At 60.5% G+C, this 20,651-nt stretch carries 19 protein-coding genes; 4 read left to right on the top strand and 15 right to left on the bottom strand.

Annotated features, from left to right (window positions below; genetic code table 11):
- Positions 1–184: 184 nt before the first annotated feature.
- Both ppk1 and hemB read right to left on the bottom strand, forming a co-directional pair.
- On the bottom strand, positions 185–2,407 hold the full coding sequence (ppk1, locus tag KGB21_RS09155) for a polyphosphate kinase 1 (RefSeq protein ID WP_034147660.1): 2,223 nt from the start codon (positions 2,405–2,407) through the stop codon (positions 185–187).
- Positions 2,408–2,425: 18 nt separating this feature from the next.
- The gene (gene hemB, locus KGB21_RS09160) at positions 2,426–3,439 is read right to left on the bottom strand and encodes a porphobilinogen synthase (RefSeq protein ID WP_223504857.1); all 1,014 of its coding nucleotides are present in this window, start codon (positions 3,437–3,439) and stop codon (positions 2,426–2,428) included.
- Positions 3,440–3,644: 205 nt separating this feature from the next.
- Here hemB and KGB21_RS09165 point away from each other — a divergent pair, with 205 nt between their 5' ends.
- Positions 3,645–4,274, top strand: coding sequence for a DedA family protein (locus KGB21_RS09165; protein ID WP_034147662.1), 630 nt, complete (start codon positions 3,645–3,647; stop codon positions 4,272–4,274).
- Here KGB21_RS09165 and KGB21_RS09170 read toward each other — a convergent pair.
- Positions 4,258–5,490 (bottom strand): sterol desaturase family protein, encoded by a 1,233-nt coding sequence (locus KGB21_RS09170; protein ID WP_223504859.1) that lies wholly within the window; start codon positions 5,488–5,490, stop codon positions 4,258–4,260. The two genes, KGB21_RS09165 and KGB21_RS09170, sit on opposite strands and share 17 nt — an antisense overlap.
- A gap of 115 nt (positions 5,491–5,605) precedes the next feature.
- Here KGB21_RS09170 and elbB point away from each other — a divergent pair, with 115 nt between their 5' ends.
- Complete coding sequence (gene elbB / locus KGB21_RS09175; RefSeq protein WP_034147664.1) at positions 5,606–6,274, top strand: isoprenoid biosynthesis glyoxalase ElbB; 669 nt, start codon at positions 5,606–5,608, stop codon at positions 6,272–6,274.
- A gap of 154 nt (positions 6,275–6,428) precedes the next feature.
- Here elbB and KGB21_RS09180 read toward each other — a convergent pair whose 3' ends face one another.
- The 5 genes from KGB21_RS09180 to KGB21_RS09200 all read right to left on the bottom strand — a co-directional run bounded on the left by KGB21_RS09180 (position 6,429) and on the right by KGB21_RS09200 (position 12,354).
- On the bottom strand, positions 6,429–6,884 hold the full coding sequence (locus KGB21_RS09180; protein WP_223504862.1) for a YaiI/YqxD family protein: 456 nt from the start codon (positions 6,882–6,884) through the stop codon (positions 6,429–6,431).
- A 111-nt stretch (positions 6,885–6,995) separates the two neighbouring features.
- Positions 6,996–8,894, bottom strand: coding sequence for an FTR1 family protein (locus tag KGB21_RS09185; RefSeq protein WP_223504863.1), 1,899 nt, complete (start codon positions 8,892–8,894; stop codon positions 6,996–6,998).
- Positions 8,895–9,034: 140 nt separating this feature from the next.
- On the bottom strand, positions 9,035–9,667 hold the full coding sequence (gene rhtB, locus KGB21_RS09190; RefSeq protein ID WP_034147667.1) for a homoserine/homoserine lactone efflux protein: 633 nt from the start codon (positions 9,665–9,667) through the stop codon (positions 9,035–9,037).
- A gap of 195 nt (positions 9,668–9,862) precedes the next feature.
- A complete protein-coding gene (locus tag KGB21_RS09195; protein WP_034147668.1) occupies positions 9,863–10,444 on the bottom strand; it encodes a mechanosensitive ion channel family protein in 582 nt (193 codons plus the stop codon).
- Complete coding sequence (locus KGB21_RS09200) at positions 10,444–12,354, bottom strand: ATP-binding cassette domain-containing protein (RefSeq protein WP_034147669.1); 1,911 nt, start codon at positions 12,352–12,354, stop codon at positions 10,444–10,446. The genes KGB21_RS09195 and KGB21_RS09200 overlap by 1 nt, the downstream gene beginning before the upstream one ends.
- A 50-nt stretch (positions 12,355–12,404) precedes the next feature.
- On the opposite strand from KGB21_RS09200, the gene KGB21_RS09205 reads away from it, so the two are divergent.
- Entirely contained in the window at positions 12,405–12,869 is a 465-nt protein-coding gene (locus KGB21_RS09205; RefSeq protein ID WP_034147670.1) for a TIGR02444 family protein, read from the top strand.
- Here KGB21_RS09205 and KGB21_RS09210 read toward each other — a convergent pair.
- Complete coding sequence (locus tag KGB21_RS09210; RefSeq protein ID WP_223504865.1) at positions 12,866–13,993, bottom strand: AlgP family protein; 1,128 nt, start codon at positions 13,991–13,993, stop codon at positions 12,866–12,868. The two genes, KGB21_RS09205 and KGB21_RS09210, sit on opposite strands and share 4 nt — an antisense overlap.
- A gap of 192 nt (positions 13,994–14,185) precedes the next feature.
- Between KGB21_RS09210 and KGB21_RS09215 the strand changes: the two genes are divergently transcribed.
- Positions 14,186–14,851: an FKBP-type peptidyl-prolyl cis-trans isomerase gene (locus KGB21_RS09215; protein ID WP_223504867.1), complete on the top strand. Its 666-nt coding sequence runs from the start codon at positions 14,186–14,188 to the stop codon at positions 14,849–14,851.
- 62 nt (positions 14,852–14,913) lie between these two features.
- Here KGB21_RS09215 and KGB21_RS09220 read toward each other — a convergent pair whose 3' ends face one another.
- From KGB21_RS09220 to hemC, 6 genes are all read right to left on the bottom strand, one after another.
- Positions 14,914–15,372, bottom strand: coding sequence for an Rsd/AlgQ family anti-sigma factor (locus KGB21_RS09220; RefSeq protein ID WP_034147672.1), 459 nt, complete (start codon positions 15,370–15,372; stop codon positions 14,914–14,916).
- Positions 15,373–15,548: 176 nt separating this feature from the next.
- On the bottom strand, positions 15,549–16,100 hold the full coding sequence (locus KGB21_RS09225) for a disulfide bond formation protein B (protein WP_223504869.1): 552 nt from the start codon (positions 16,098–16,100) through the stop codon (positions 15,549–15,551).
- 349 nt (positions 16,101–16,449) lie between these two features.
- A complete protein-coding gene (locus KGB21_RS09230) occupies positions 16,450–17,688 on the bottom strand; it encodes a heme biosynthesis protein HemY (protein WP_034147674.1) in 1,239 nt (412 codons plus the stop codon).
- Positions 17,685–18,827, bottom strand: coding sequence for a uroporphyrinogen-III C-methyltransferase (locus KGB21_RS09235; RefSeq protein ID WP_034147675.1), 1,143 nt, complete (start codon positions 18,825–18,827; stop codon positions 17,685–17,687). The genes KGB21_RS09230 and KGB21_RS09235 overlap by 4 nt, the downstream gene beginning before the upstream one ends.
- 16 nt (positions 18,828–18,843) lie before the next feature.
- Positions 18,844–19,611, bottom strand: a complete 768-nt coding sequence (locus KGB21_RS09240; RefSeq protein WP_223504871.1) for a uroporphyrinogen-III synthase — start codon at positions 19,609–19,611, stop codon at positions 18,844–18,846.
- Positions 19,608–20,549, bottom strand: coding sequence for a hydroxymethylbilane synthase (gene hemC / locus KGB21_RS09245; RefSeq protein WP_223504873.1), 942 nt, complete (start codon positions 20,547–20,549; stop codon positions 19,608–19,610). Before hemC ends, KGB21_RS09240 begins: the two co-directional genes overlap by 4 nt.
- Positions 20,550–20,651: the final 102 nt, after the last annotated feature.

Genomic DNA, 20,651 nt, shown 5'->3' on the forward strand with positions numbered 1-20,651 from the left:
AGAAACGGGGATGGCTGCAGTCACTGCCCTGCAGGAGCTGCCGCAGGCTGCGATCTTTTGATCTTGATCTTAAAAACAAGATCAAAAGATCGCAGCCTTCGACAGCTCCTACAGGGGGATCATCGTTCTGTAGAAACAAAAATGGCGATCCCTGGGGATCGCCATTTTTTATTGCCCGACGTTTTTAACGCACCGCCAGGATCGGGCTACCCAAACGCTCCAGCAACGTAGCCTGCGCACTGCGCGGGTTCTGGTTGCCGGTCGGTGTGTTGCGGATGTAACGGCCGTCCGACTGCAGGCTCCAGCTGTGGGTGTTATCGGTGAGATACAGCTCCAGCTCTTTCTTGACCCGCATGATCAGCTTCTTGCCTTCCACCGGGAAGCAAGTCTCGACGCGCTTGTCGAGGTTGCGCTCCATCCAGTCGGCGCTGGAGAGGAACATCTGCTCGTCGCCGCCATTGAGGAAGTAGAAGACCCGAGTGTGTTCCAGGAAACGACCGATGATCGAGCGCACGTGAATGTTGTGCGAAACCCCGGCGATGCCCGGCCGCAGGCAGCACATGCCGCGCACCACGAGGTCGATGCGCACGCCCGACTGACTGGCCTTGTACAACGCACGGATGATCTTCGGATCGGTCAGCGAGTTGAACTTGGCAATGATGTGCGCCGGTTTGCCATCGAGGGCGAACTGGGTCTCGCGGGCAATCATGTCGAGCATGCCCTTCTTCAGGGTGAACGGCGCGTGCAGCAGCTTCTTCATGCGCAGCGTCTTACCCATGCCGATCAACTGGCTAAACAGTTTGCCGACGTCTTCGCACAAGGCGTCGTCGGAAGTCAGCAGGCTGTAGTCGGTGTACAGGCGGGCGTTGCCGGCGTGGTAGTTACCGGTGCCGAGGTGCGCGTAACGCACGATTTCACCGGCCTCGCGGCGCAGGATCAGCATCATCTTGGCGTGGGTCTTGAAGCCGACCACGCCGTAGATCACCACCGCACCGGCCGCTTGCAGACGGCTGGCCAGTTGCAGGTTGGACTCTTCGTCAAAGCGCGCACGCAATTCGATGACGGCGGTCACTTCCTTGCCGTTACGCGCGGCGTCCACCAGTGCATCGACGATTTCAGAGTTGGCGCCCGAGCGGTACAGCGTCTGGCGTACGGCCAGAACGTGCGGGTCTTTGGCAGCCTGGCGCAGCAGGTCAACCACCGGAGTAAACGACTCGAACGGGTGCAGCAACAGAATGTCCTGCTTGCTGACCACGCTGAAAATGTTCTCGCTGTTCTGCAGCAGTTTCGGGATCTGCGGCGTGAACGGCATGTATTGCAGCTCGCGCTGACTATCGAGGCCAGTGATGCTGAACAGCCGCGTCAGGTTGACCGGGCCATTGACCTGATACAGCTCCGACTCGCTCAGGTTGAATTGCTTGAGCAGATAGTCAGACAGGTGTTTCGGACAGGTATCAGCCACTTCCAGACGCACCGCATCACCGTAGCGACGGGAGAACAACTCGCCGCGCAGGGCGCGGGCCAGGTCCTCAACGTCTTCGGAGTCCAGCGCCAGGTCGGCGTTTCGGGTCAGGCGGAACTGGTAGCAGCCCTTGACCTTCATGCCCTGGAACAGGTCATCGGCGTGGGCGTGGATCATCGACGACAGGAACACGTAGTTGTCGCCAGCCCCACCGACCTCTTCCGGAACCTTGATTACCCGCGGCAGCAGGCGCGGTGCCGGGATGATCGCCAGGCCGGAGTCGCGACCAAAGGCGTCGATGCCTTCAAGTTCGACGATGAAGTTCAGGCTCTTGTTCACCAGCAACGGGAACGGGTGCGTCGGGTCGAGGCCGATCGGGGTGATGATCGGGGCGATTTCGTCGCGGAAATAACGGCGGACCCAAGTCTTGAGCTTGGTCGTCCAGTGCCGGCGACGGATGAAGCGGACCTGATGTTTTTCCAGCTCCGGCAACAGAATGTCGTTGAGGATCGCGTACTGGCGGTCAACGTGACCGTGCACCAGTTCGCTGATGCGGGCCAGGGCCTGATGCGGTTGCAGACCGTCGGCACCGGCCTGTTCACGGGCGAAGGTGATCTGTTTCTTCAGGCCGGCGACACGAATTTCGAAGAACTCGTCCAGGTTGCTGGAGAAGATCAGCAGGAACTTCAGCCGTTCCAGCAACGGATAGGACTCGTCCAGCGCCTGTTCCAGCACGCGGATGTTGAACTGCAGTTGCGACAACTCGCGGTGGATGTACAGGCTGCTGTCATCCAGGCCGGGAATGGCAATCGCTGGCGCCGCCGGGGCGGGCTCGGTTACCGCCGCCGGGGGAGCAGGCTCCAGCTCCGGCGGGGTTTCGGCGATTTGCTCCACCACAGGTTGAGCGTCTTTTACGGCAACTTCAGTGAGTCCTTCGGTATTCATCACATGTTCCTGGGAGGGCTATTTTTGCTCTCGTAACAATTGAGCGGCACGAACGGCAAAGTACGTCAGGATGCCATCAGCGCCCGCACGTTTAAAGGCGGTCAGGGATTCGAGGATAACCCCTTCGCTCAACCAGCCATTCTGGATCGCGGCCATGTGCATGGCGTACTCGCCGCTGACTTGATAAACAAAAGTCGGCACTTTGAATTCTTCTTTGACCCGGCAAAGGATGTCCAGATACGGCATGCCTGGCTTGACCATGACCATGTCCGCGCCTTCTGACAAGTCCGCGGCCACTTCGTGCAGGGCTTCGTTGCTGTTGGCCGGGTCCATCTGATAGGAGGCCTTGTTGGCCTTGCCCAGGTTCAGCGCCGAACCGACCGCGTCGCGGAACGGGCCGTAATAGGCGCTGGCGTACTTCGCCGAGTAGGCCATGATCCGCACGTTGACGTGACCGGCCACTTCGAGGGCCTCGCGGATCGCCTGGATGCGGCCGTCCATCATGTCCGACGGAGCCACCACCTGAGCACCGGCTTCGGCGTGGGACAGGGCTTGCCTGACCAGTGCGTCGACGGTGATGTCGTTCTGCACATAACCTTCTTCGTCGAGGATACCGTCCTGGCCGTGGGTGGTGAACGGGTCGAGCGCGACGTCGGTGATCACACCCAACTCTGGGAACTGCGCACGCAAGGCGCGGGTGGCACGCTGGGCGATACCTTCGGGGTTCCAGGCTTCAGCGGCGTCCAGCGACTTGAGTTCCGATGGCGTCACCGGGAACAGCGCCAGCGCCGGAATTCCCAGATCGACCCACTTGGCCGCTTCTTCCAGCAACAGATCGATAGTCAGGCGTTCGACGCCCGGCATCGAAGCGACCGCTTCACGACGGTTTTCACCGTCCAGCACAAAAACCGGCAGGATCAGGTCATCGACAGTCAGTACGTTTTCACGGACCAGACGACGCGAGAAATCATCGCGACGATTACGGCGCAGGCGGGTTGCAGGGAACAAACGGTTGGCGGGGGTAAAGCTCACGGCAGACTCCTGAGCCCGCTGGCGTGCGAGCGTAACAGTTATAAGCGGCCATTATGACGAACGTGTGACACTTATGTGCACGCTGCGACAGGTAGCCGCATTCCATTGTCCTTGTAGGAAATGTTCACGTCGAGACACATTTGGACACTTTCCTGAATGTGTACGAAGGGTTAGGCTGCGCGTTCATTTCGCCAGCACCCAGACAATGCTCCAACAATTTCTGCATGACTTCGGCTACTTTGCCCTGTTTCTCGGCACGTTCTTCGAAGGCGAAACCATTCTGGTGCTCGCAGGCTTCCTCGCGTTCCGTGGATACATGGACATCAACCTGGTGGTGGTCGTGGCGTTCTGCGGCAGTTATGCCGGCGATCAGCTGTGGTACTTCCTGGGACGCAAGCACGGGCGCAAGTTGCTGGCGCGTAAACCGCGCTGGCAGATGATGGGTGACCGGGCGCTGGAACACATTCGCAAGCATCCGGACATCTGGGTGTTGAGCTTCCGCTTCGTCTACGGGCTGCGCACTGTAATGCCGGTGGCCATCGGCCTGTCGGGCTATCCACCGGGTCGCTACTTGCTGCTCAACGGCATTGGCGCAGCGATCTGGGCCACCGCGCTGGCGGCCGCCGCCTATCATTTTGGCGCAGTGCTGGAAGGGATGCTCGGCAGCATCAAGAAGTACGAGCTGTGGGTCCTCGGCGCCCTCCTCGTGCTGGGCCTGGGCCTGTGGCTACGCCGGCGCTTCAAGAATGCGCGCCTGGCCAAGAAGATCTACGCCGACGAGCAGGCCCTGAAAGCCGAACAGGCCAAGACCAGCGAAACTAAGCCAGTCGAGTGAAGCGGTTTCTGCAGCAGTAGAGACCGATACCGCTCAGCAGGCTGTAACTGAGCAGGCCGATCCAGCCCACCGCGCTGGCCGGCCACAACCCCACCAGCGGCGCCAGCCACACCAGCGGCACGTTCGACGCCAGCCGCAGCAGCTCCAGCTTTAACGCCCACGGGCGATTCTCCAGGGCCACGCCCAACACAAACAAACCCAGCGCCACCGCACTCCAGCCCAATACCAGGGCGGCGGTCGGCAGGCTCGGCTCCAGGTTCATCAAATAGCTGCCCAGCGCAATATAGACGCAGAACTGCAACGCCACGTAGAGCTGCTGACGCCCGTCCAACGGCACTTCAAATTTGCGGAACTGGCTCAGGTCCGGTTTGTTCATCGGGTACTTGGCCGCCACATCCGCCGGGCGCCACCCGGTGCGCATGAACCAGATCCGCAGCTTGTCCCAGGTGCTTTCGGTACGCCGCGCGTCCGCCCACAACTGCGCGTAGAACTGCACGTTTGCCCAAATCGGATTCCAGCTCGCCAGCGGCGTGGTCACGCCGAAAATCACCGGTTCGTTATCGTCTTCTTCCTGGAACGAGCCAAATAGACGGTCCCAAATAATGAACACCCCGCCGTAGTTGCGATCCATGTAGAGAGCGTTCTGTGCATGGTGAGCCCGATGATTGGACGGCGTGACGAAGAACCACTCGAACCAGCCGAGTTTGGGAATGTGCCGGGTATGCACCCAGAACTGATACAGCAGATTCAGCGCGGCGACGCTCACAAACACCAGCAGCGGCACGCCGACAACGGCCATGGGCAGGTAGAAGATCCAGCTCAGCAGGAACCCGGTACTGGTCTGGCGCAGGGCGGTGGAGAGGTTGTAGTCCTCGCTCTGGTGATGCACCGAATGCGCGGCCCAGAGAATGTTGCGTTCATGGCCCATGCGATGCAGCCAGTAGTAGCAGAAGTCATAAAGGACGAAGGCGAAAATCCACACCCACACGCTTTCGGCGGAAAGCTCGAACAGTGCCAGATGCTTCAGGGCAAACGCGTAAGTGACCAGGCCCACGCCCTTGGTCAGCAGGCCCGTAGTGGTCGACAACACACCGGTGCTGATGCTGTTGATCGCGTCCGCCACCCGATAGTTGCTCACCCCGCGCCAGCGGTCGGCCGCCAGTTCGATGGCAATCAACACAAAGAAAAACGGCACCGCATACAGAATGAAGTCCATGACGCGCCCTGATCGGAATCTTGAGGACAGATGCTATGTGTAGCCGCGAATTAACCCTATGGCAACGAGTGACAAATTAGTGGACATTTAACGCCATGAATCTGGAGAAAAGCCCATGAGCAAAAAAGTTGCAGTGATCCTTTCCGGCTGTGGCGTATACGACGGCGCCGAGATCTACGAAAGCGTGATTACCCTGTTGCGTCTGGACCAGCGTGGCGCGCAGGTGCAGTGCTTTGCCCCGAACATCGCGCAGTTGCATGTGATCAACCACCTGACCGGCGAAGAAATGCCCGAGTCGCGCAATGTGCTGGTGGAATCAGCGCGCATTGCCCGTGGCGAGGTCAAGGACATCCGCGAGGCAGACGCTGAGGAATTCGATGCGTTGATCGTCCCCGGTGGCTTCGGATCCGCCAAGAACCTTTCCAACTTCGCCATCGAAGGGACGAGCTGCACCGTACAACCGGATGTGCTGGCATTGACCGAAGCCTTTGCCGAGGCTGGCAAACCGGTCGGCCTGATCTGCATCTCGCCGGCGCTGGCGGCAAAGATCTACGGGCCGGGCGTGACCTGCACCATCGGCAACGACACAGAGACGTCTGCAGCCTTGAACAAGATGGGCGCCACTCATAAGGATTGTGCGGTCGGTGACATCGTCGAAGACAAGGCACGCAAACTGGTGACGACCCCGGCCTACATGCTGGCGCAATCGATCAGCGAAGCGGCGTCCGGGATCAACAAACTGGTCGACCGTGTGCTTGAACTGACTCACGAAAACGACGCCTGATCCCTCGCGGTGGCGAGGGAGCTTGCTCCCGCTCGGCTGCGCAGCAGTCGTAAAAACGATTGCTGCGACTTTTCTGAAAGTTGTCGTGGAAGGTCCTGGGGTTGCTTCGCAACCCAGCGGGAGCAAGCTCCCTCCCCACAAAGGCTGCATTCGCTCAGGGTTTACGGGATAGGCGGGTCAAAATCCGATCCAGCGCATTGGCAAACGCCTGCTTCTCCCGCTCGCCAAACGGCGCGGGCCCGCCGCTCATTTGCCCCTGCTCACGCAAATCGGTGAACAGGTTGCGCACAGCCAGGCGATCGCCCATGTTCTGCGCATCGAACTCCTTGCCCCGCGGGTCCAGCGCTGCGACGCCCTTCTTCACCAGGCGATCGGCCAGCGGCACATCGCTGCAAATCACCAACTCGCCGGGGACCGCGTGTTCCACCAGGTAGTCGTCGGCCGCATCCGGGCCGCTCGGCACCACGATCAACTTCACCAGTGCCAGGCCTGGCTTGATCTGTGGCTGCCCCGCCACCAGCACCACTTCAAACCGGCGCTTGAGGGCGAACTTCACCACCAGATCCTTGGCCGCCCGGGGGCAAGCGTCGGCATCGATCCAGACACGCATGTTTTTTTACCTCTTAAAGCAAAAGATCGCAGCCTTCGGCAGCTTCTACATAGGGTCAACTTACACCTGTAGGAGCTGCCGGAGGCCGCGATCTTTTTAAGGATCACTCGATCAGGAAACCTGCACCCGCCGCTTCTCAGCCATGCGGCTACGGCTGTACAGCACGATGATCGCAATCAACGCCACCGCCTGGGCACTCAGCGAATACGCATCCGCATGAATCCCCAACCAGTCGAACTCAAAGAACGGCACCGGCCGCGTGCCGAAAATCCCCGCTTCCTGCAACGCCTTCACACCATGCCCGGCGAACACCACCGAGAGTGCGCACAGCAGGCCAGCATTGATGCTGAAGAACAGTGCCAGCGGCAGTTTTGCCGAGCCGCGCAGGATCACCCAGGCCAGACCGACCAACAGCACCAAGGCCGTCGCACCACCCGCCAGCACCGCGTCATGGCCCGCAGGACCGGCCTGCAACCAAAGGGTCTCGTAGAACAGGATCACTTCGAACAGTTCGCGATACACCGAGAAGAACGCCAGGATCGCAAAGCCGAAACGCCCGCCACCGCCCACCAGGCTGCTCTTGATGTAATCCTGCCAGGCCGCGGCGTGACGCCGGTCGTGCATCCATACGCCGAGCCACAACACCATGACGCTGGCAAACAACGCCGTCGCACCTTCCAGCAATTCGCGCTGCGAGCCGCTGACATCGATCACATACGCCGCCAGCGCCCAGGTTGCCAGACCGGCCAACAGCGCCAGCCCCCAACCGACGTTGACGCTGCGCACCGCCGATTGCTGGCCGGTGTTGCGCAAGAACGCGAGGATGGCGGCCAGCACCAGGATGGCTTCCAGGCCTTCGCGCAACAGGATCAACAAGCCGGAGATGTAACTCAGGGACCAGCTCAAACCATCGCTACCCAACAACTCGGCGGAGGCTTTCAACTTGGCCTTGGCGTCATTCAGACGCTGCTCAACTTGATCCAGCGGCAAACCGTCCTGCAACGACTGACGGTAAGCCATCAGCGATTTTTCCGTGTCTTTACGCACGTTAGCGTCGACGTTGTCCAGAGAGCTTTCAACCAGTTCGAAACCTTCCAGATAGGCCGCTACCGACAAGTCATAGGCCTGATCGTGATCACCGGCATGGTAGGCCGCAACGCTCTTGTCCAACGTGGCGGCGGTGTAATCGAGCAACTGCGCCGGGCCACGCTTGACCTGCGGCGGTTGCGCCCGTTGTGCGCGGAAAATGGCTGCCGCTTGCGGGCCATCGGCGGCCTGCACCTCGGCCGGGGTCTGACGGGCCAGATCGGCAATGTTGTAGGCCCTTTCGCCGCTGGCAGTCGCCGGATCGGCGCTGAAGCTGCCAATGTAGGTCGCCAGGTCCCAACGCTGACGATCATCCAGTTGATCGCCGAACGCCGGCATATCGGTGCCTTCGACGCCAAGGCCTACGGTGTTGTAGATGGCGTAGAGACTCAGGTGATCCAGGCGCGCGTTGTCACGCAGATTGGCCGGCGGTGGCGTCATACCGACGCCCGCAGGACCGTCGCCAGCGCCTGCATCGCCATGGCAAACCGAGCAATGCTGGGCATACAGCGGCGCGCCGCGAGTCGGGTCCGGGGTGATGATCGGCGCCTGGCTGACTTCATAGGCCACGGCCAGTTTCGCGCCAAGCTGCCGCGCCTGACGGGCGACGTCCGCGCCGTCCTGACGCGCGGTGAGTGCCTCGCGCAGCTGACTGATGCCCTGCTCCAGCGCTGGCTTTTCCGGTTTGGCCGGCATGGCGGCCACCAGGCCTTGCAACGCCTGAGCGAATTCCAGCTGTTCGCGGTATTCGGACTCGTTGACGACCTTGCCTGCCTGCACCGCTTCCGGGTAGTCCGCGCCGATGTAGTCGAGTAAGTGCAAAGCTTGCGGTGCGCCTTCCACCGTGTCGGCCAGCAGATTGAAACTGCACAGGGCAAACACCGGCGCTATCAGCCAGGCCAGGAATCGGGACGGGGCAATCATGAATGAATCTCAATTGGAAACACGAAGTAACATATTGTTCCCTCCCAATGACTTTCACTCAAGCTTTGTTATGGATTCCGAATCAGGCCTTAAACGAAAAAGGCGACCTGAATAGGTCGCCTTTTTTCTATCTGATGGCTCTATACCGCAGCTTTGCGCAACGTTGCCATGAACGCTGCGGCGCCAATGAACAGGCCGGCAAAGGTCCGGTTCATGCGTTTCTGCTGCTTGGGTGTACGCAACAAGCGCAGCACCTTCGACGCCAGGCCGGTATAGCCCGCCATGACAATCAGATCGACGCAGATCATCGTTACACCGATCACCACATACTGAATAAGCAGCGGAGCGTGCGGATTGATGAACTGCGGGAGCACCGCCAGCATGAAAACCAACGCCTTGGGGTTGCTGATGTTCACCAGGAAGCCACGGAACACCAAGGCCATCGGTTTGCCAATCTGACGCACCGCGGCGTCATCGCTCATGTCGCTGGGCAGCGCACGCCATTGCTTGATCGCCAGGTAAACCAGGTACGCCACACCGAACCATTTGATCGCATAAAAAGCGCTGGCCGATGCCGTGAGAATCGCGCCAACCCCGGCGCCGACGATCGCGATCTGCACCGCCAGGCCCAGTTGCAGGCCCAGGGCATTCCAGTATCCGCGCCAGAAACCGTATTGCAGACCGCTGGACATCGACGCAATGGCGCCGGCACCGGGGGAAAGACTGATCACCCAGCAGGCGGCGAAAAACGCCAGCCATGTTTGAAGATCCATTGCACACCTCAACTCGTACTCGTGACAGACGTCTAAGCTAATGCGGCTTTGGGTCGATGACTACCGATTTTTTGTAGGACATGGCGACTGTTAACAACCAAAGCAAAAGATCGCAGCCTTCGGCAGCTCCTACAGGGAACGCATTCCAATGTAGGAGCTGCCGCAGGCTGCGATCTTTAAGCTTCTAGAGCTGGCTTATTTCTCAAACCCGCTCGACGGAAACACATCCGTCCCGCGCCAACGCCGAACCGAACGCTGGAAGAACAAGCTATTGGGCACTTGCACCATGGCGCTACCCGTACCGAGCTCTTCGGCCTCGATCAACGTGGTGTACAGCAGATTGATCGCGATCACCCGGCCTTTCACGCCAGGCTTGTCGGTGGTGTCCACCAGTTCGACCACATCGCCAAGACGAAACGGGCCGACGGTAAAAATCAGGATGGCGCAGAGCAAATTGGAGAGCACGCTCCACATGGCGAAGAACGCCACCGCCGCCACCGCGACAAAACCGGACAACGCCGTCCAGAGCACCGTGGCCGAAACGCCGAGGCGCTCCAACACGAAAATCAGCGCGCTGCCCATGATCAGCCAGCGCAAACCACCGCGCAGCGGCATTAACAACTGCGGCGGAAACGGATAGCGCTCACCGAGACGGGTCAGGCACTTGGCGACGAAACGCTGGGTGATGTAACCGGCCAACAGGATCAGCAGGATTTGCACGCCGAGCCAAATCGGCTCGACCCACATCGCCGGCAACGGCAGCTTGAAGGCGTCCATCAGGACAGCGCCTCCAGCTCCGCCTGCATGCTTTCCAGCAGTTCCAGGGCTTCCATCCAGGCTTCTTCCAGCTCCGCTTCACGCACCTTCAGCTTGGCCTGTTCGGCCAGCAAATCACGCAATTCGTTCTTGCGAGCGGGTTCGTAGATATCGCTATCACCGAGGCTGGCATCGATCTTCGCCAGTTTTTCGTGAAGCTTGCCCAGTTCGGCTTCGAGCTTGTCAGCCTCGCGCTTGTGCGGCGCCAGTTGCTGGCGCAGTGCAGCCGCGGCCTGACGCTGGGCTTTCTTGTCGGTCTTGTCCGGATTCACCGGTGTGTTGCTGACCGGCGCGTTGCGCTGGCGGTACTCCACCAACCAACGGGTGTAGTCCTCCAGGTCGCCATCGAACTCTTCGACCTTGCCGTCCGCCACCAGGTAGAAATTATCGGTGGTGCTTTTGAGCAGGTGACGGTCGTGAGAGACCACCAGTACCGCGCCACTGAATTCCTGTAGGGCCATGGTCAGTGCCAGGCGCATTTCCAGGTCCAGGTGGTTGGTTGGTTCGTCGAGCAGCAACAGGTTCGGCCGATCCCACGCGATCAAGGCCAACGCCAGACGCGCCTTTTCACCACCGGAGAAATTAAGCACTGGCTCGTCGATTCGCGCACCACGGAAATCGAAGCCGCCGAGGAAGTCGCGCAGGGTCTGCTCGCGCTCAGTCGGTGCCAGGCGCTGCAAGTGCAGCAATGGGCTGGCCTTGGAGTCCAGAGAGTCCAATTGATGCTGGGCGAAGTAACCAACCACGGTGTTCTCGCCACGGGTCAACCGACCCGACAGTGGCGACAGCTCGCCTGCGAGGTTTTTGATCAGGGTCGATTTACCGGCACCGTTCGGGCCGAGCAAACCGATCCGCGCACCCGGGGTCAGTTGCAGCTTGACCTTCTCCAACACGGCTTTGTCGCCGTAACCCAGGCGAGCGTCAGACAGGTCGATCAGCGGGCTGGAGATCTTCTGCGATTCGCGGAAGACGAAATCGAACGGCGAATCGACGTGGGCTGCGGTCAGCTCCTCCATGCGCTCCAGCGCCTTGATCCGGCTCTGGGCCTGGCGGGCCTTGGTGGCCTGGGCCTTGAAGCGGGCGATGTAGCTTTCCATGTGCGCACGTTGCACCTGCTGCTTCTCGTAGGCCTGCTGTTGCTGGGCCAGACGTTCGGCACGGGCGCGTTCGAAGGCGCTGTAGCCACCGCGGTACAAAGTGATCTTGCGCTGATCGACGTGGGCCACATGATCGACCACGGCATCAAGGAAATCCCGGTCGTGGGAGATCAGCATCAAGGTGCCGGGATAGCTTTTAAGCCACTCCTCCAGCCAGATGATGGCGTCGAGGTCCAAGTGGTTGGTCGGTTCGTCGAGCAGCAACAGGTCCGATGGACACATCAAGGCCTGCGCCAGGTTCAGACGCATCCGCCAGCCACCGGAGAAATCGCCTACTTGCCGATCCATCTGCTCGTTGGTGAACCCAAGGCCGGCCAACAACTTGCGCGCCCGGGCGTCGGCGGTGTAACCGTCGGCGCTGTCGAGTTCCGAGTGCAGGCGGGCCTGAGCGGCACCGTCATGGGCCGCTTCGGCTGCCGCCAGGTCGCGTTGCACCTGGCGCAGGCGCAGGTCGCCATCGAGCACGTAGTCGACCGCGAGGCGCTCGAGCGTGTCGACCTCCTGGCGCATATGGGCGATACGCCAGTCGGCCGGCAGGAAGCAATCACCCGAGTCCGGGTGCAGCTCGCCCCGAAGCAAGGCGAACAAGCTCGATTTGCCGGCGCCGTTGGCACCGATGAGGCCGGCTTTCTGGCCGGCGTGCAGCGTCAGCTCGGCGTCTTCTAGCAGACGTTGCGGGCCACGCTGTAAAGTCAGGTTCTGAAGTCGAATCATAATGGCGGCGGAGTCTACCAGCTTCGCTCGCAACTGGCGCGAGTAGCACTATGTCCTCTGACCTGTGGAGCTTTTCCCTGGCGACTTATGCCCGTCCGGGTGTTGAACAAGCCTGTCTGCAATTGCAGTCGGCGGGTGTCAACGTGTGTCTGCTGCTGTGCGCAGCTTGGTTGGGACAGCGGGGAACAGCGTGCAATGAGCAACGTTTGCGGCAACTTCGCAGTGTGGTTGATCCTTGGGACGCCGATGTCGTGCAGCCGCTGCGCGAGTTGCGCATGCAATGGAAAGCCCTCGCCACGCAGGACGCCGATCTGAATGCGCTGCGCGAACAGGTGAAGAATCTGGAATTGGAAGCCGAGCGAACTCTGTTGTTACGACTTGAGCGAATATCAGAGGGTTGGCCGCAAGATGCCGCGACCGATCTTTCAGTCTGGCTGGAAGGTGTAGCGGCGGGCGCCGTTCACCTGGACCGCGACGCGCTGCATCAGCTGCGCGTCGCGGTAACCGGCACTTAGGAAGCGCTGGTTGGGGAGGTGCTGTTGCTCGACGGCGCAACTGGCGTTGGCGCAGTGGTAGCAGTCGAGGTCGTTGCTGTCGGCGCAGGAGCAGCCGATGCAGATGGCGCTGGCGACGCTGGCTTGGCAGCAGGAGCCGGCGTCGGCTTGGCAACAGCGGCCGGTTTTTTCACGGCTGGCCTGGTTGCTGGTTTTGCAGCTGGTTTTGCAGCGGCTGGTTTTGCAGCGGCTGGTTTGGCTGCTGGTTTCGCTGCGGCAGGTTTTGCGGTAGTGGCTGGCTTGGCGGCAGCCGTCTTGGCAGCAGCAGGTTTCGCAGCAGAGGCTGGCTTGGCAGCAGCAGTTTTAGCAGCTGGTTTTGCGGCAGGTTTGGCTGCAGTTTTTGCCACTGGCTTAGCGGCTGGTTTTGCAGCTGGCTTGGCAGCAGTTTTAGCTGCGGCAGGTTTTGCGGCCGGCTTGGCAGCAGGTTTTGCAGCAGCAGTTCTAGTCGCTGGTTTTGCGGCTGGTTTGGCAGCTGCGGTTTTCGCCACGGCGGGTTTCGCAGCAGCAGTTCTTGCGGCCGGTTTGGCGGCAGCTGTTTTGGCAGCGGCTGTTTTGGCAGCAGGTTTGGCAGCAGCAGTTCTGGCAGCCGGTTTTGCAGCGCTGGCCGCGACTGGTTTTCTCGCCGCAGGTTTCGCAGCAGGTTTGGCTGCGGCTTTCTTCGCAGGGGCCGCAGCAGGCTTGGCCGAACGCAGGGACAACGCCTTGCCGACAGCCTCTTGTACACGGCCGATGCCCTGGGCCAATTTCAGGCTTTCTTGAGCATCGCGCTTGAGTTGCAGAATGTAGCCGCGAGTGTCCGACTGACGCTCCTTCAGGGCATCAAGCAGGTCTTCCAGATCCTTCACTCCGTCTTTGGCTTTGGCTTGTGCCTTGGCCTTGCCGGCGGCTGCGGCGTCCTGCAATTTGGTGCGGGATTTATGCAATTTTTCCTGCGCTTTTCCGCGCTGCTTTTCCAGTTTGGCGAGCAGTTTTTCAGCATCAGCCAAGGCTTCGGAACAAGCGGTTTCCAGATGCTCGAGCAAGCTGCCCGAGAGTTGTTGGAGTAAGTGCAACGGGGTATTTACAGGCTTCTTGGTGGCCGACATGGTTTACCTCCTGGCTGACGTGGGTGCGGCTCATACTAGACCTCTGCTGTTACCGCCGCTAGGGCATCTTGACAGTATCGAAAGCGATGCGTTGCAACGAAGCGAAAATGTTCTGCGCTTGCGCAAAAGCAGTTCACCGTTGAAGGCATTCCCACTGGCATAATCGCCCGCATCTCAGGTTGGAGAGTGCCCATGTCGCGCTACTTTTTTTTATCGCTGTGTGTGATTTTTTCCGCAACCCACGCTGCTGAAAAAACACCGGGAAATGACGCACACGATCTTGCTTACAGCCTGGGTGCGAGCCTTGGTGAACGCTTGCGCCAGGAGGCTCCCGACCTGCAACTCCAAGCGCTGGTCGAAGGTTTGCAACAGGCCTATCAGGGCAAGCCACTGGCGTTGAAAGACGAGCAGATCGAACAGATTCTGAACGAGCACGAAGCCCGGATTGCGATGCAGTCTCCTGCGCCGCAAAGCGAACTGGCGCTGGAAAACGAGCAGCGCTTTCTCGCCGCAGAAAAAACCAAACCCGGCGTTCGTGAGTTGGCGGACGGAATTTTGCTGACAGAGTTGACGCCGGGTACCGGTGCCAAAGCCGGACCCAACGGCAAGGTTCAAGTGCTGTACATCGGTCGCCTGCCCGACGGTACCGTGTTCGACCAGAACAGCCAGCCGCAGTGGTTCAGTCTCGATAGCGTGATCAGCGGCTGGCGCAGTGCATTGCAGCAGATGCCTGTCGGCGCAAAATGGCGACTGGTGATTCCATCAGCCCAAGCCTATGGCGCCGAGGGCGCCGGCGACTTGATTGCACCCTTCACGCCTCTGGTCTTTGAAGTCGAATTACGCGGCGCTGCAGGCTGAATGGCGGAAATGAAAAACGGCGCGCAGAGCGCACCGTTTTCAGATTTTGCGGGACCGGAGGATCAGGCCTGAACCGGATCTTCTTCCTTGTGAGCGGTGTGGAGCACTTCGATCAGGCAGTCTTCGAGCTCGAAGCGTTCATGCAACAGCCCGCCCAGCTCCTTGAACTTCTCTGCTACACACTTCCCTTCATCGCACAGGTCATTGAATGCGAGCAGCTTCTCGGTGATGACATCAATGCGCGGATAGATGGTTTCTGCCAATTCCAGACCACGCTTGTCATTGAAAGCCTTGGCTTCACCGGTGAGCTGTTCGTAGATCTCGAAATGCCCGGCAGACACATAGTCGACCAGCACGCCGCAAAACTCCTGCAAGGGCTTGCGGTTTTCACCCAGCGCCTCGGGTTTGGCGCCGAGAGCATCGTAAGCCCGAACCAGTTCGTGACGTTCCTGCAACCAGCGATCGATCAGCAGATGTACTCCACCCCAACGTTCCTGAGCATTCTGACAACTTTCGAGCATGGCGATCTCTCTTCCCTTGTGGGTCATGCTGCCCTACACCCGTCGCAATCCTGAAGTCAGGAGTCGGCCAGGCAGAGCGTCATCGAGCAACATAATTCCAATGACACGTGCGGGCCAGATTATGCCCGCACGACGGTGGCTTCAAGGTACTCAGACGATAAAGTTCATACAAGTGTTTAATCGCGTACCAGGGCCTGGTGCGACGACTCGCCGCTGAGCGGTCGCTGGAAGCTGATCCAGACAAGCCGCAAGAGTTGATAAACACTCAGAATCACCATCCCGACGAAGAACAGCAGACTCCACTCCGGGATGCTCAGGTCGAACAGCGTCCAGGAAATCTGTGCGCAATCGATGGTGCCCCTGAACATCTCCTGGACAACACACATCCACGGCGCACTGGCGAACAGATCCCCCAGATTGGGCGCACAGGACGCTAGTTGGTGCACCGGATCGTTTTGCAACAGCACCTGTCGCCACGCCGTGGCAGTACCGGCCAGGCTGCTGGCCAAGCCAAGCAACCAATACAAAAAAGATCCAACGCGACCGGGGCCATGTACCGATGCCACCAGGCAGATTCCTGTCAGCAGCGCCAGGCAAACCCGTTGCATCAGGCACAAGCCACATGGCTTGAGACCGACTGCATACTCCAGGTGATAGGACACGCCCAAGACCAGTGCGCCTGCAATGAAAACCGTGAAGAACAAGGAGCGTGAACAGCCCAAAGACATGGCTTTTCCGTAACAGTAAGAGACCGACAGCTACGGTAGAGGAAAGCGCGACAGCCTTTCAAGGCTGGCCGGCGGGGACAGTTCAGCAGGGGTGTAGGGAATTCCCGACAGAAGCTAGAGGATCAGGTGTAGTCCTTTGTAGGACTCTGCTGAAGACGCGTCTGGGACGGAAAATTCCGACATTGAAATGCACATTTTTTGGGGAGGGAGATTGCCTGTGGCGAGGGAGCTTGCTCCCGCTCGACTGCGCAGCAGTCGCGAAATCAAACTTCCCTCTATCCTGAAAAAACGGCCCAGCGGGAGCAAGCTCCCTGGCCACAGGTTATTTCGTCAGCCGTTGCTGCGCAGCTCAGGCATGAACCGGCACCGGCAGTGGCGCCGCCAGCAAGCGCTCATCCAGCAAACCAAGACCTTCCTGGAACAGTTGATTGCTGCGCTCGGTATCACCCATTTGCGCCAGCAGGCGTGCCAGTTCGGCGCACGCTTCCGGATTGCGCTGCACACGCAGGCTGCTTTCCAGGTAGTCCCGGGCCTTGCCCCACAGGCTGGTTTGCAGACACAGGCGACCCAGTGTCAACAGCAGGCTCGGATCGGCCGGATGATCCTTGAGCCAACCTTCGGCGAGTTGCAGCTGACGTGCCGGATCAGCACCACGCACCAACCCGTAAAGACGCGCCAGGTGGCTGTCGTACTTGCGCTTGAGTGCGGTGCGCAGGACTTCTTCGGCCTCGGCTTGAGCGCCCAATTGCCGCAGTTGATCGGCATAGGCGAGAACCAGTGCCGGCTCCTGACGCTGACTCGAAGTCAGTTGCTGCCAGGCGCGATTGAGTGACTGCAAGCCGACAGTTCCGTCCGCTTCCTGATGCGCTGCCAGTGACAGGTTCTCGCCCCAGGCACGGCGCTCCAGCTCTGCCAGTTCAGCCGGTGGCAGGACCTTATCCTTGCGCAACTCTGGTAGCAGGCGAATTACCGCCGACCATTCGCCGCGCTGCTGGTGCAGGCGCTGCAATTGGCGCAGGGTCTGTGCGTTATGGGGGTGACGTTCGTGCATTGCCTGAAGAGTCGCCAGGGCGCCTTCGGTATCGCCGCGATCCGTCTGCAACTGCGCGTGGTTCAAGGCGATCGCCAACTCGGCCTGGGGCTGACGCTCCAAGGCGCGCTCCAGCAGATTGTCGCTTTGCTCGTAATGACCTTGTTCGTTCGCGGCGCGGGCGGCACCGAGGTAATACAGCAATGGCTGATGCTCGGCTTCGGCAGCCCGAGACAAATGACGCTGCGCGCTGGCCCAACGACCTTCCGCCAGATCCAGCTGACCGTGTTCGATTGCCACCTGCACCCGACGGCTGCGATTGCGCCGCGACCAGGGATTGACCACACCGCTGGACGTCATCACCAATTCGATCAACGCCTTGATGCCCCAGATCACCAGCCAAAGCACGGCGATCAGCGCCAGTGTCGCCCACAGGCTCGATTCGTAGCGGAAGGACTTGTAGGCGATCAGCACGTAGCCGGCGTGCTCGGCAATCGCCAAACCCAGCGCGGCCGCGGCGGCGATGACCAGGAACACGATCACATACAGGCGTTTCATGGCGTGGCCTCCTGCGTGGTATTCGCGGCAGGTTTGGCCAGTGGCTTGATCGAGTCCTCGGCATTGACGTTACGTCGCTCCAGATAACCCTGCACCGCACTCAGTGTGCCGGCCAGGTCCGGGGTGACGACGGTGACGGGCTGTTTGCTCAATTCGGCCACCTGCTCGAGCATCACTTTACTCTGCGGATTGTCCGGATTGAAATTGCCCTTGAGCACGTCCCGCGCCTCATCCAACGCTTGGGAGTAAACCGCCGCCTGCCCATTGAGCGCGGCCCATTGTGCCTGCTCCAGCGCCAGGCTAAGTGCGAGGCGCACTTGGCTCAGACTTTGTCCGGCAAGCAACGGACGAACATTTTTATCGGCATTGAAATCGATACGGATGTAACGCGAAATCTGATCCCACCATTGCGCCCAGCGACTCGCACCATCGCCATCGGCGGTCAGGCCCAGCAAGGATTCGCCACGGTCCTTGTACTCGGGCGCCAGCTCGGTCAGGCCCGTCACGCGGTCTCGCAGTGCACCCAATTGCAGGAACAGACCGGTGCGATCCGGTTGCTCGGTGCTGCGCAAGGCCACCAGGGTTTTCGCCACTTGTTCGCGAGCGGCAAAGGAGCCGGGATCGTTCTGTTCACGGAGAATTTCGTCGGCACCCTGGACCAGGGCCTGGGCGCTGCTGATGTCCTGCAAGGCCGAAAGACGCAGGCTGGCCAGACGCAGCAAGTGCTCGGCCTCGGCCAGACGCCAGTCCTTGCGGCTGGCGCCGAGGACGGTTTCCAGACGTTGACTCAGGCGTTGCTGATCGCCCTGCAACTGCGCCACCAGGCGGCTGCGTTCTTCAATCACATCGGCAGCCGGCAGCTGGTCCAGGCGTGCGCTCAGACGCTGTTCATTGAGCTTGAGACTTTGCGCCTCATCACTCAATGCCTGCACTTGACTCAACTGCTGTTGATTAGTCGCTTGCAGGTGGCGCACCTGCCAGACTCCCCAACCACCGACGGCAACTCCGGCAGCCCCAAGCAGCAGCGCGACGATTGCCAGCCCATTGCCTTTGCGCTGCTCTGCGGCAGGAGGTGGAGTTTCAACCGGCGCATCGAGCACTGGCTGGACGTCATCTTTAGGCAAGGCTGTTTCGCTCACGTATCCATCCTTTGCATTAGAGAACGGCCACGGGATGCTCCCGTAACGCCGTCAGCAAAGCCGCGGCACTGGCGCCGCGGCAATCCACAACTGTCAGGGCCCCGGCGGCACGTGCCAGCTCGGCGACCCTGGGGCTTGGTACAAACAACGGCAACTGCGCCAACTGCGGCCAGGCATCGCCGGCCAATTGATGCAGGTGCTCAAAACCCTGTCCACTGCTGACCACCAGCCCGTTCAGGCGTTCCGCCCTGATGCGGTCAGGCAGCGTTGCCGGCGGGTATTGCGGCAGCTCGCGACGGTACAACTCCAGATACTCGACACTAGCACCTAGCTCGCGCAAACGCTCAGCCAGCAACTCACGCCCGCCCTGCCCGCGCATGATCAGCACACGCGGATCCGGTCGGGCGATAGCCTCGCGCAATGCCGGGAGTTGAAGCAAGGCTTCGCTGTCATCGCCTTCCGCCGGGAAGCTTGTGTCCAGCCGGTGATCTTCGAGAATCTGCGCCGTCGCCGCACCGACGCTGAACCACTTCACACGGGGCGTTTGCGGCAACATCTGGTCGAGCAATTCGACGGCGATCCGGGCGGCCGGTTTGCTGACCACGATCACTGCGCAGTAACGAGCCAGATCCCGGATCACGCCGCGCATTGTGTCAGTCGCGGGGATCGGCTCTATGTCCAAAAGCGGCAAGCTGCTGCTGAAAATCCCCTGCTCGGCCAGAACGCTGCTCAGCGCCGCCGACTCATCCGCCGGACGCGTCAGCAGCAGACGCCAGCTCGTCACTCGTGACCTGCCTCGCCATAGACCGCCTTCAGAATGTCATCGGCGCCCTGGCTCAAAAGATCTTCGGCCACCTGCACACCCAGCGCTTCGGCATCGGCACGTGGTGCACGGGCCTGCGCACTGAGCAACAAACCACCACTCGGATCGCCCACCAGGCCACGCAACCAGATCTGCTCGCCTTCAAGCACGGCGTAGCAGGCGATCGGCACTTGGCAGCCGCCATTGAGGTGTTTGTTGAGTGCACGTTCGGCGGTGACGCGGGTGGCGGTGTCCTGGTGGTGCAGCGGCGCCAGCAGCGCGTGAATCTCGCTGTCGGCGGTTCGGCATTCGATGCCCACCGCGCCCTGGCCACCGGCCGGCAAGCTGTCGTCGACACTGATGGCCGAGGTGATGCGATCTTCAAAGCCCAGACGAATCAACCCGGCGGACGCGAGGATGATGGCGTCGTATTCGCCGGCATCGAGCTTGGCCAGGCGAGTGTTGACGTTGCCGCGCAGGAAGCGGATTTCCAGGTCCGGGCGACGGGTCAGCAACTGGGCCTGACGGCGCAGGCTCGACGTGCCGACAATGCTGCCTTGCGGCAACTCATCCAGGCTGGCGTAAGTGTTGGAGACGAATGCATCGCGTGGGTCTTCGCGCTCGCAGATGCAGAACAGACCAAGGCCTTCAGGGAAGTCCATCGGTACGTCTTTCATCGAATGCACGGCGATGTCGGCTTCATTTTCCAGCAGCGCGGTTTCCAGTTCCTTGACGAACAGGCCTTTGCCACCGATTTTCGACAGCGGCGAATCGAGCAGCTTGTCGCCACGACTGACCATCGGGACCAGCGTCACGAGCAGGCCGGGGTGGGCCTCCTCCAAACGGGCTTTGACGTATTCGGCCTGCCACAGGGCGAGAGCACTTTTGCGGGTGGCGATGCGGATTTCGCGAGAGGACATGGATCAATCCGTACTGAATAGATACGACGGATAATAACAGCTCAGCCAAATCCACTTTGACTTGTATCAGATACTGCTCGGCCTCCCTGGCCCCGGGTCTCC

Source organism: Pseudomonas sp. GL-RE-29 (assembly GCF_019947275.1).
Lineage (GTDB): Bacteria > Pseudomonadota > Gammaproteobacteria > Pseudomonadales > Pseudomonadaceae > Aquipseudomonas > Aquipseudomonas fluorescens_A.

What these genes read in the sequence shown, in the direction of transcription:
- ppk1 (WP_034147660.1), bottom strand. Translation starts at nt 2,407, where the DNA reads ATGAATACCGAAGGACTCACTGAAGTTGCCGTAAAAGACGCTCAACCT.
- KGB21_RS09165 (WP_034147662.1), top strand. Translation starts at nt 3,645, where the DNA reads ATGCTCCAACAATTTCTGCATGACTTCGGCTACTTTGCCCTGTTTCTC.
- KGB21_RS09170 (WP_223504859.1), bottom strand. Translation starts at nt 5,490, where the DNA reads ATGGACTTCATTCTGTATGCGGTGCCGTTTTTCTTTGTGTTGATTGCC.
- elbB (WP_034147664.1), top strand. Translation starts at nt 5,606, where the DNA reads ATGAGCAAAAAAGTTGCAGTGATCCTTTCCGGCTGTGGCGTATACGAC.
- KGB21_RS09180 (WP_223504862.1), bottom strand. Translation starts at nt 6,884, where the DNA reads ATGCGTGTCTGGATCGATGCCGACGCTTGCCCCCGGGCGGCCAAGGAT.
- KGB21_RS09185 (WP_223504863.1), bottom strand. Translation starts at nt 8,894, where the DNA reads ATGATTGCCCCGTCCCGATTCCTGGCCTGGCTGATAGCGCCGGTGTTT.
- rhtB (WP_034147667.1), bottom strand. Translation starts at nt 9,667, where the DNA reads ATGGATCTTCAAACATGGCTGGCGTTTTTCGCCGCCTGCTGGGTGATC.
- KGB21_RS09195 (WP_034147668.1), bottom strand. Translation starts at nt 10,444, where the DNA reads ATGGACGCCTTCAAGCTGCCGTTGCCGGCGATGTGGGTCGAGCCGATT.
- KGB21_RS09200 (WP_034147669.1), bottom strand. Translation starts at nt 12,354, where the DNA reads ATGATTCGACTTCAGAACCTGACTTTACAGCGTGGCCCGCAACGTCTG.
- KGB21_RS09205 (WP_034147670.1), top strand. Translation starts at nt 12,405, where the DNA reads ATGTCCTCTGACCTGTGGAGCTTTTCCCTGGCGACTTATGCCCGTCCG.
- KGB21_RS09210 (WP_223504865.1), bottom strand. Translation starts at nt 13,993, where the DNA reads ATGTCGGCCACCAAGAAGCCTGTAAATACCCCGTTGCACTTACTCCAA.
- KGB21_RS09215 (WP_223504867.1), top strand. Translation starts at nt 14,186, where the DNA reads ATGTCGCGCTACTTTTTTTTATCGCTGTGTGTGATTTTTTCCGCAACC.
- KGB21_RS09220 (WP_034147672.1), bottom strand. Translation starts at nt 15,372, where the DNA reads ATGCTCGAAAGTTGTCAGAATGCTCAGGAACGTTGGGGTGGAGTACAT.
- KGB21_RS09225 (WP_223504869.1), bottom strand. Translation starts at nt 16,100, where the DNA reads ATGTCTTTGGGCTGTTCACGCTCCTTGTTCTTCACGGTTTTCATTGCA.
- KGB21_RS09230 (WP_034147674.1), bottom strand. Translation starts at nt 17,688, where the DNA reads ATGAAACGCCTGTATGTGATCGTGTTCCTGGTCATCGCCGCCGCGGCC.
- hemC (WP_223504873.1), bottom strand. Translation starts at nt 20,549, where the DNA reads ATGTCCTCTCGCGAAATCCGCATCGCCACCCGCAAAAGTGCTCTCGCC.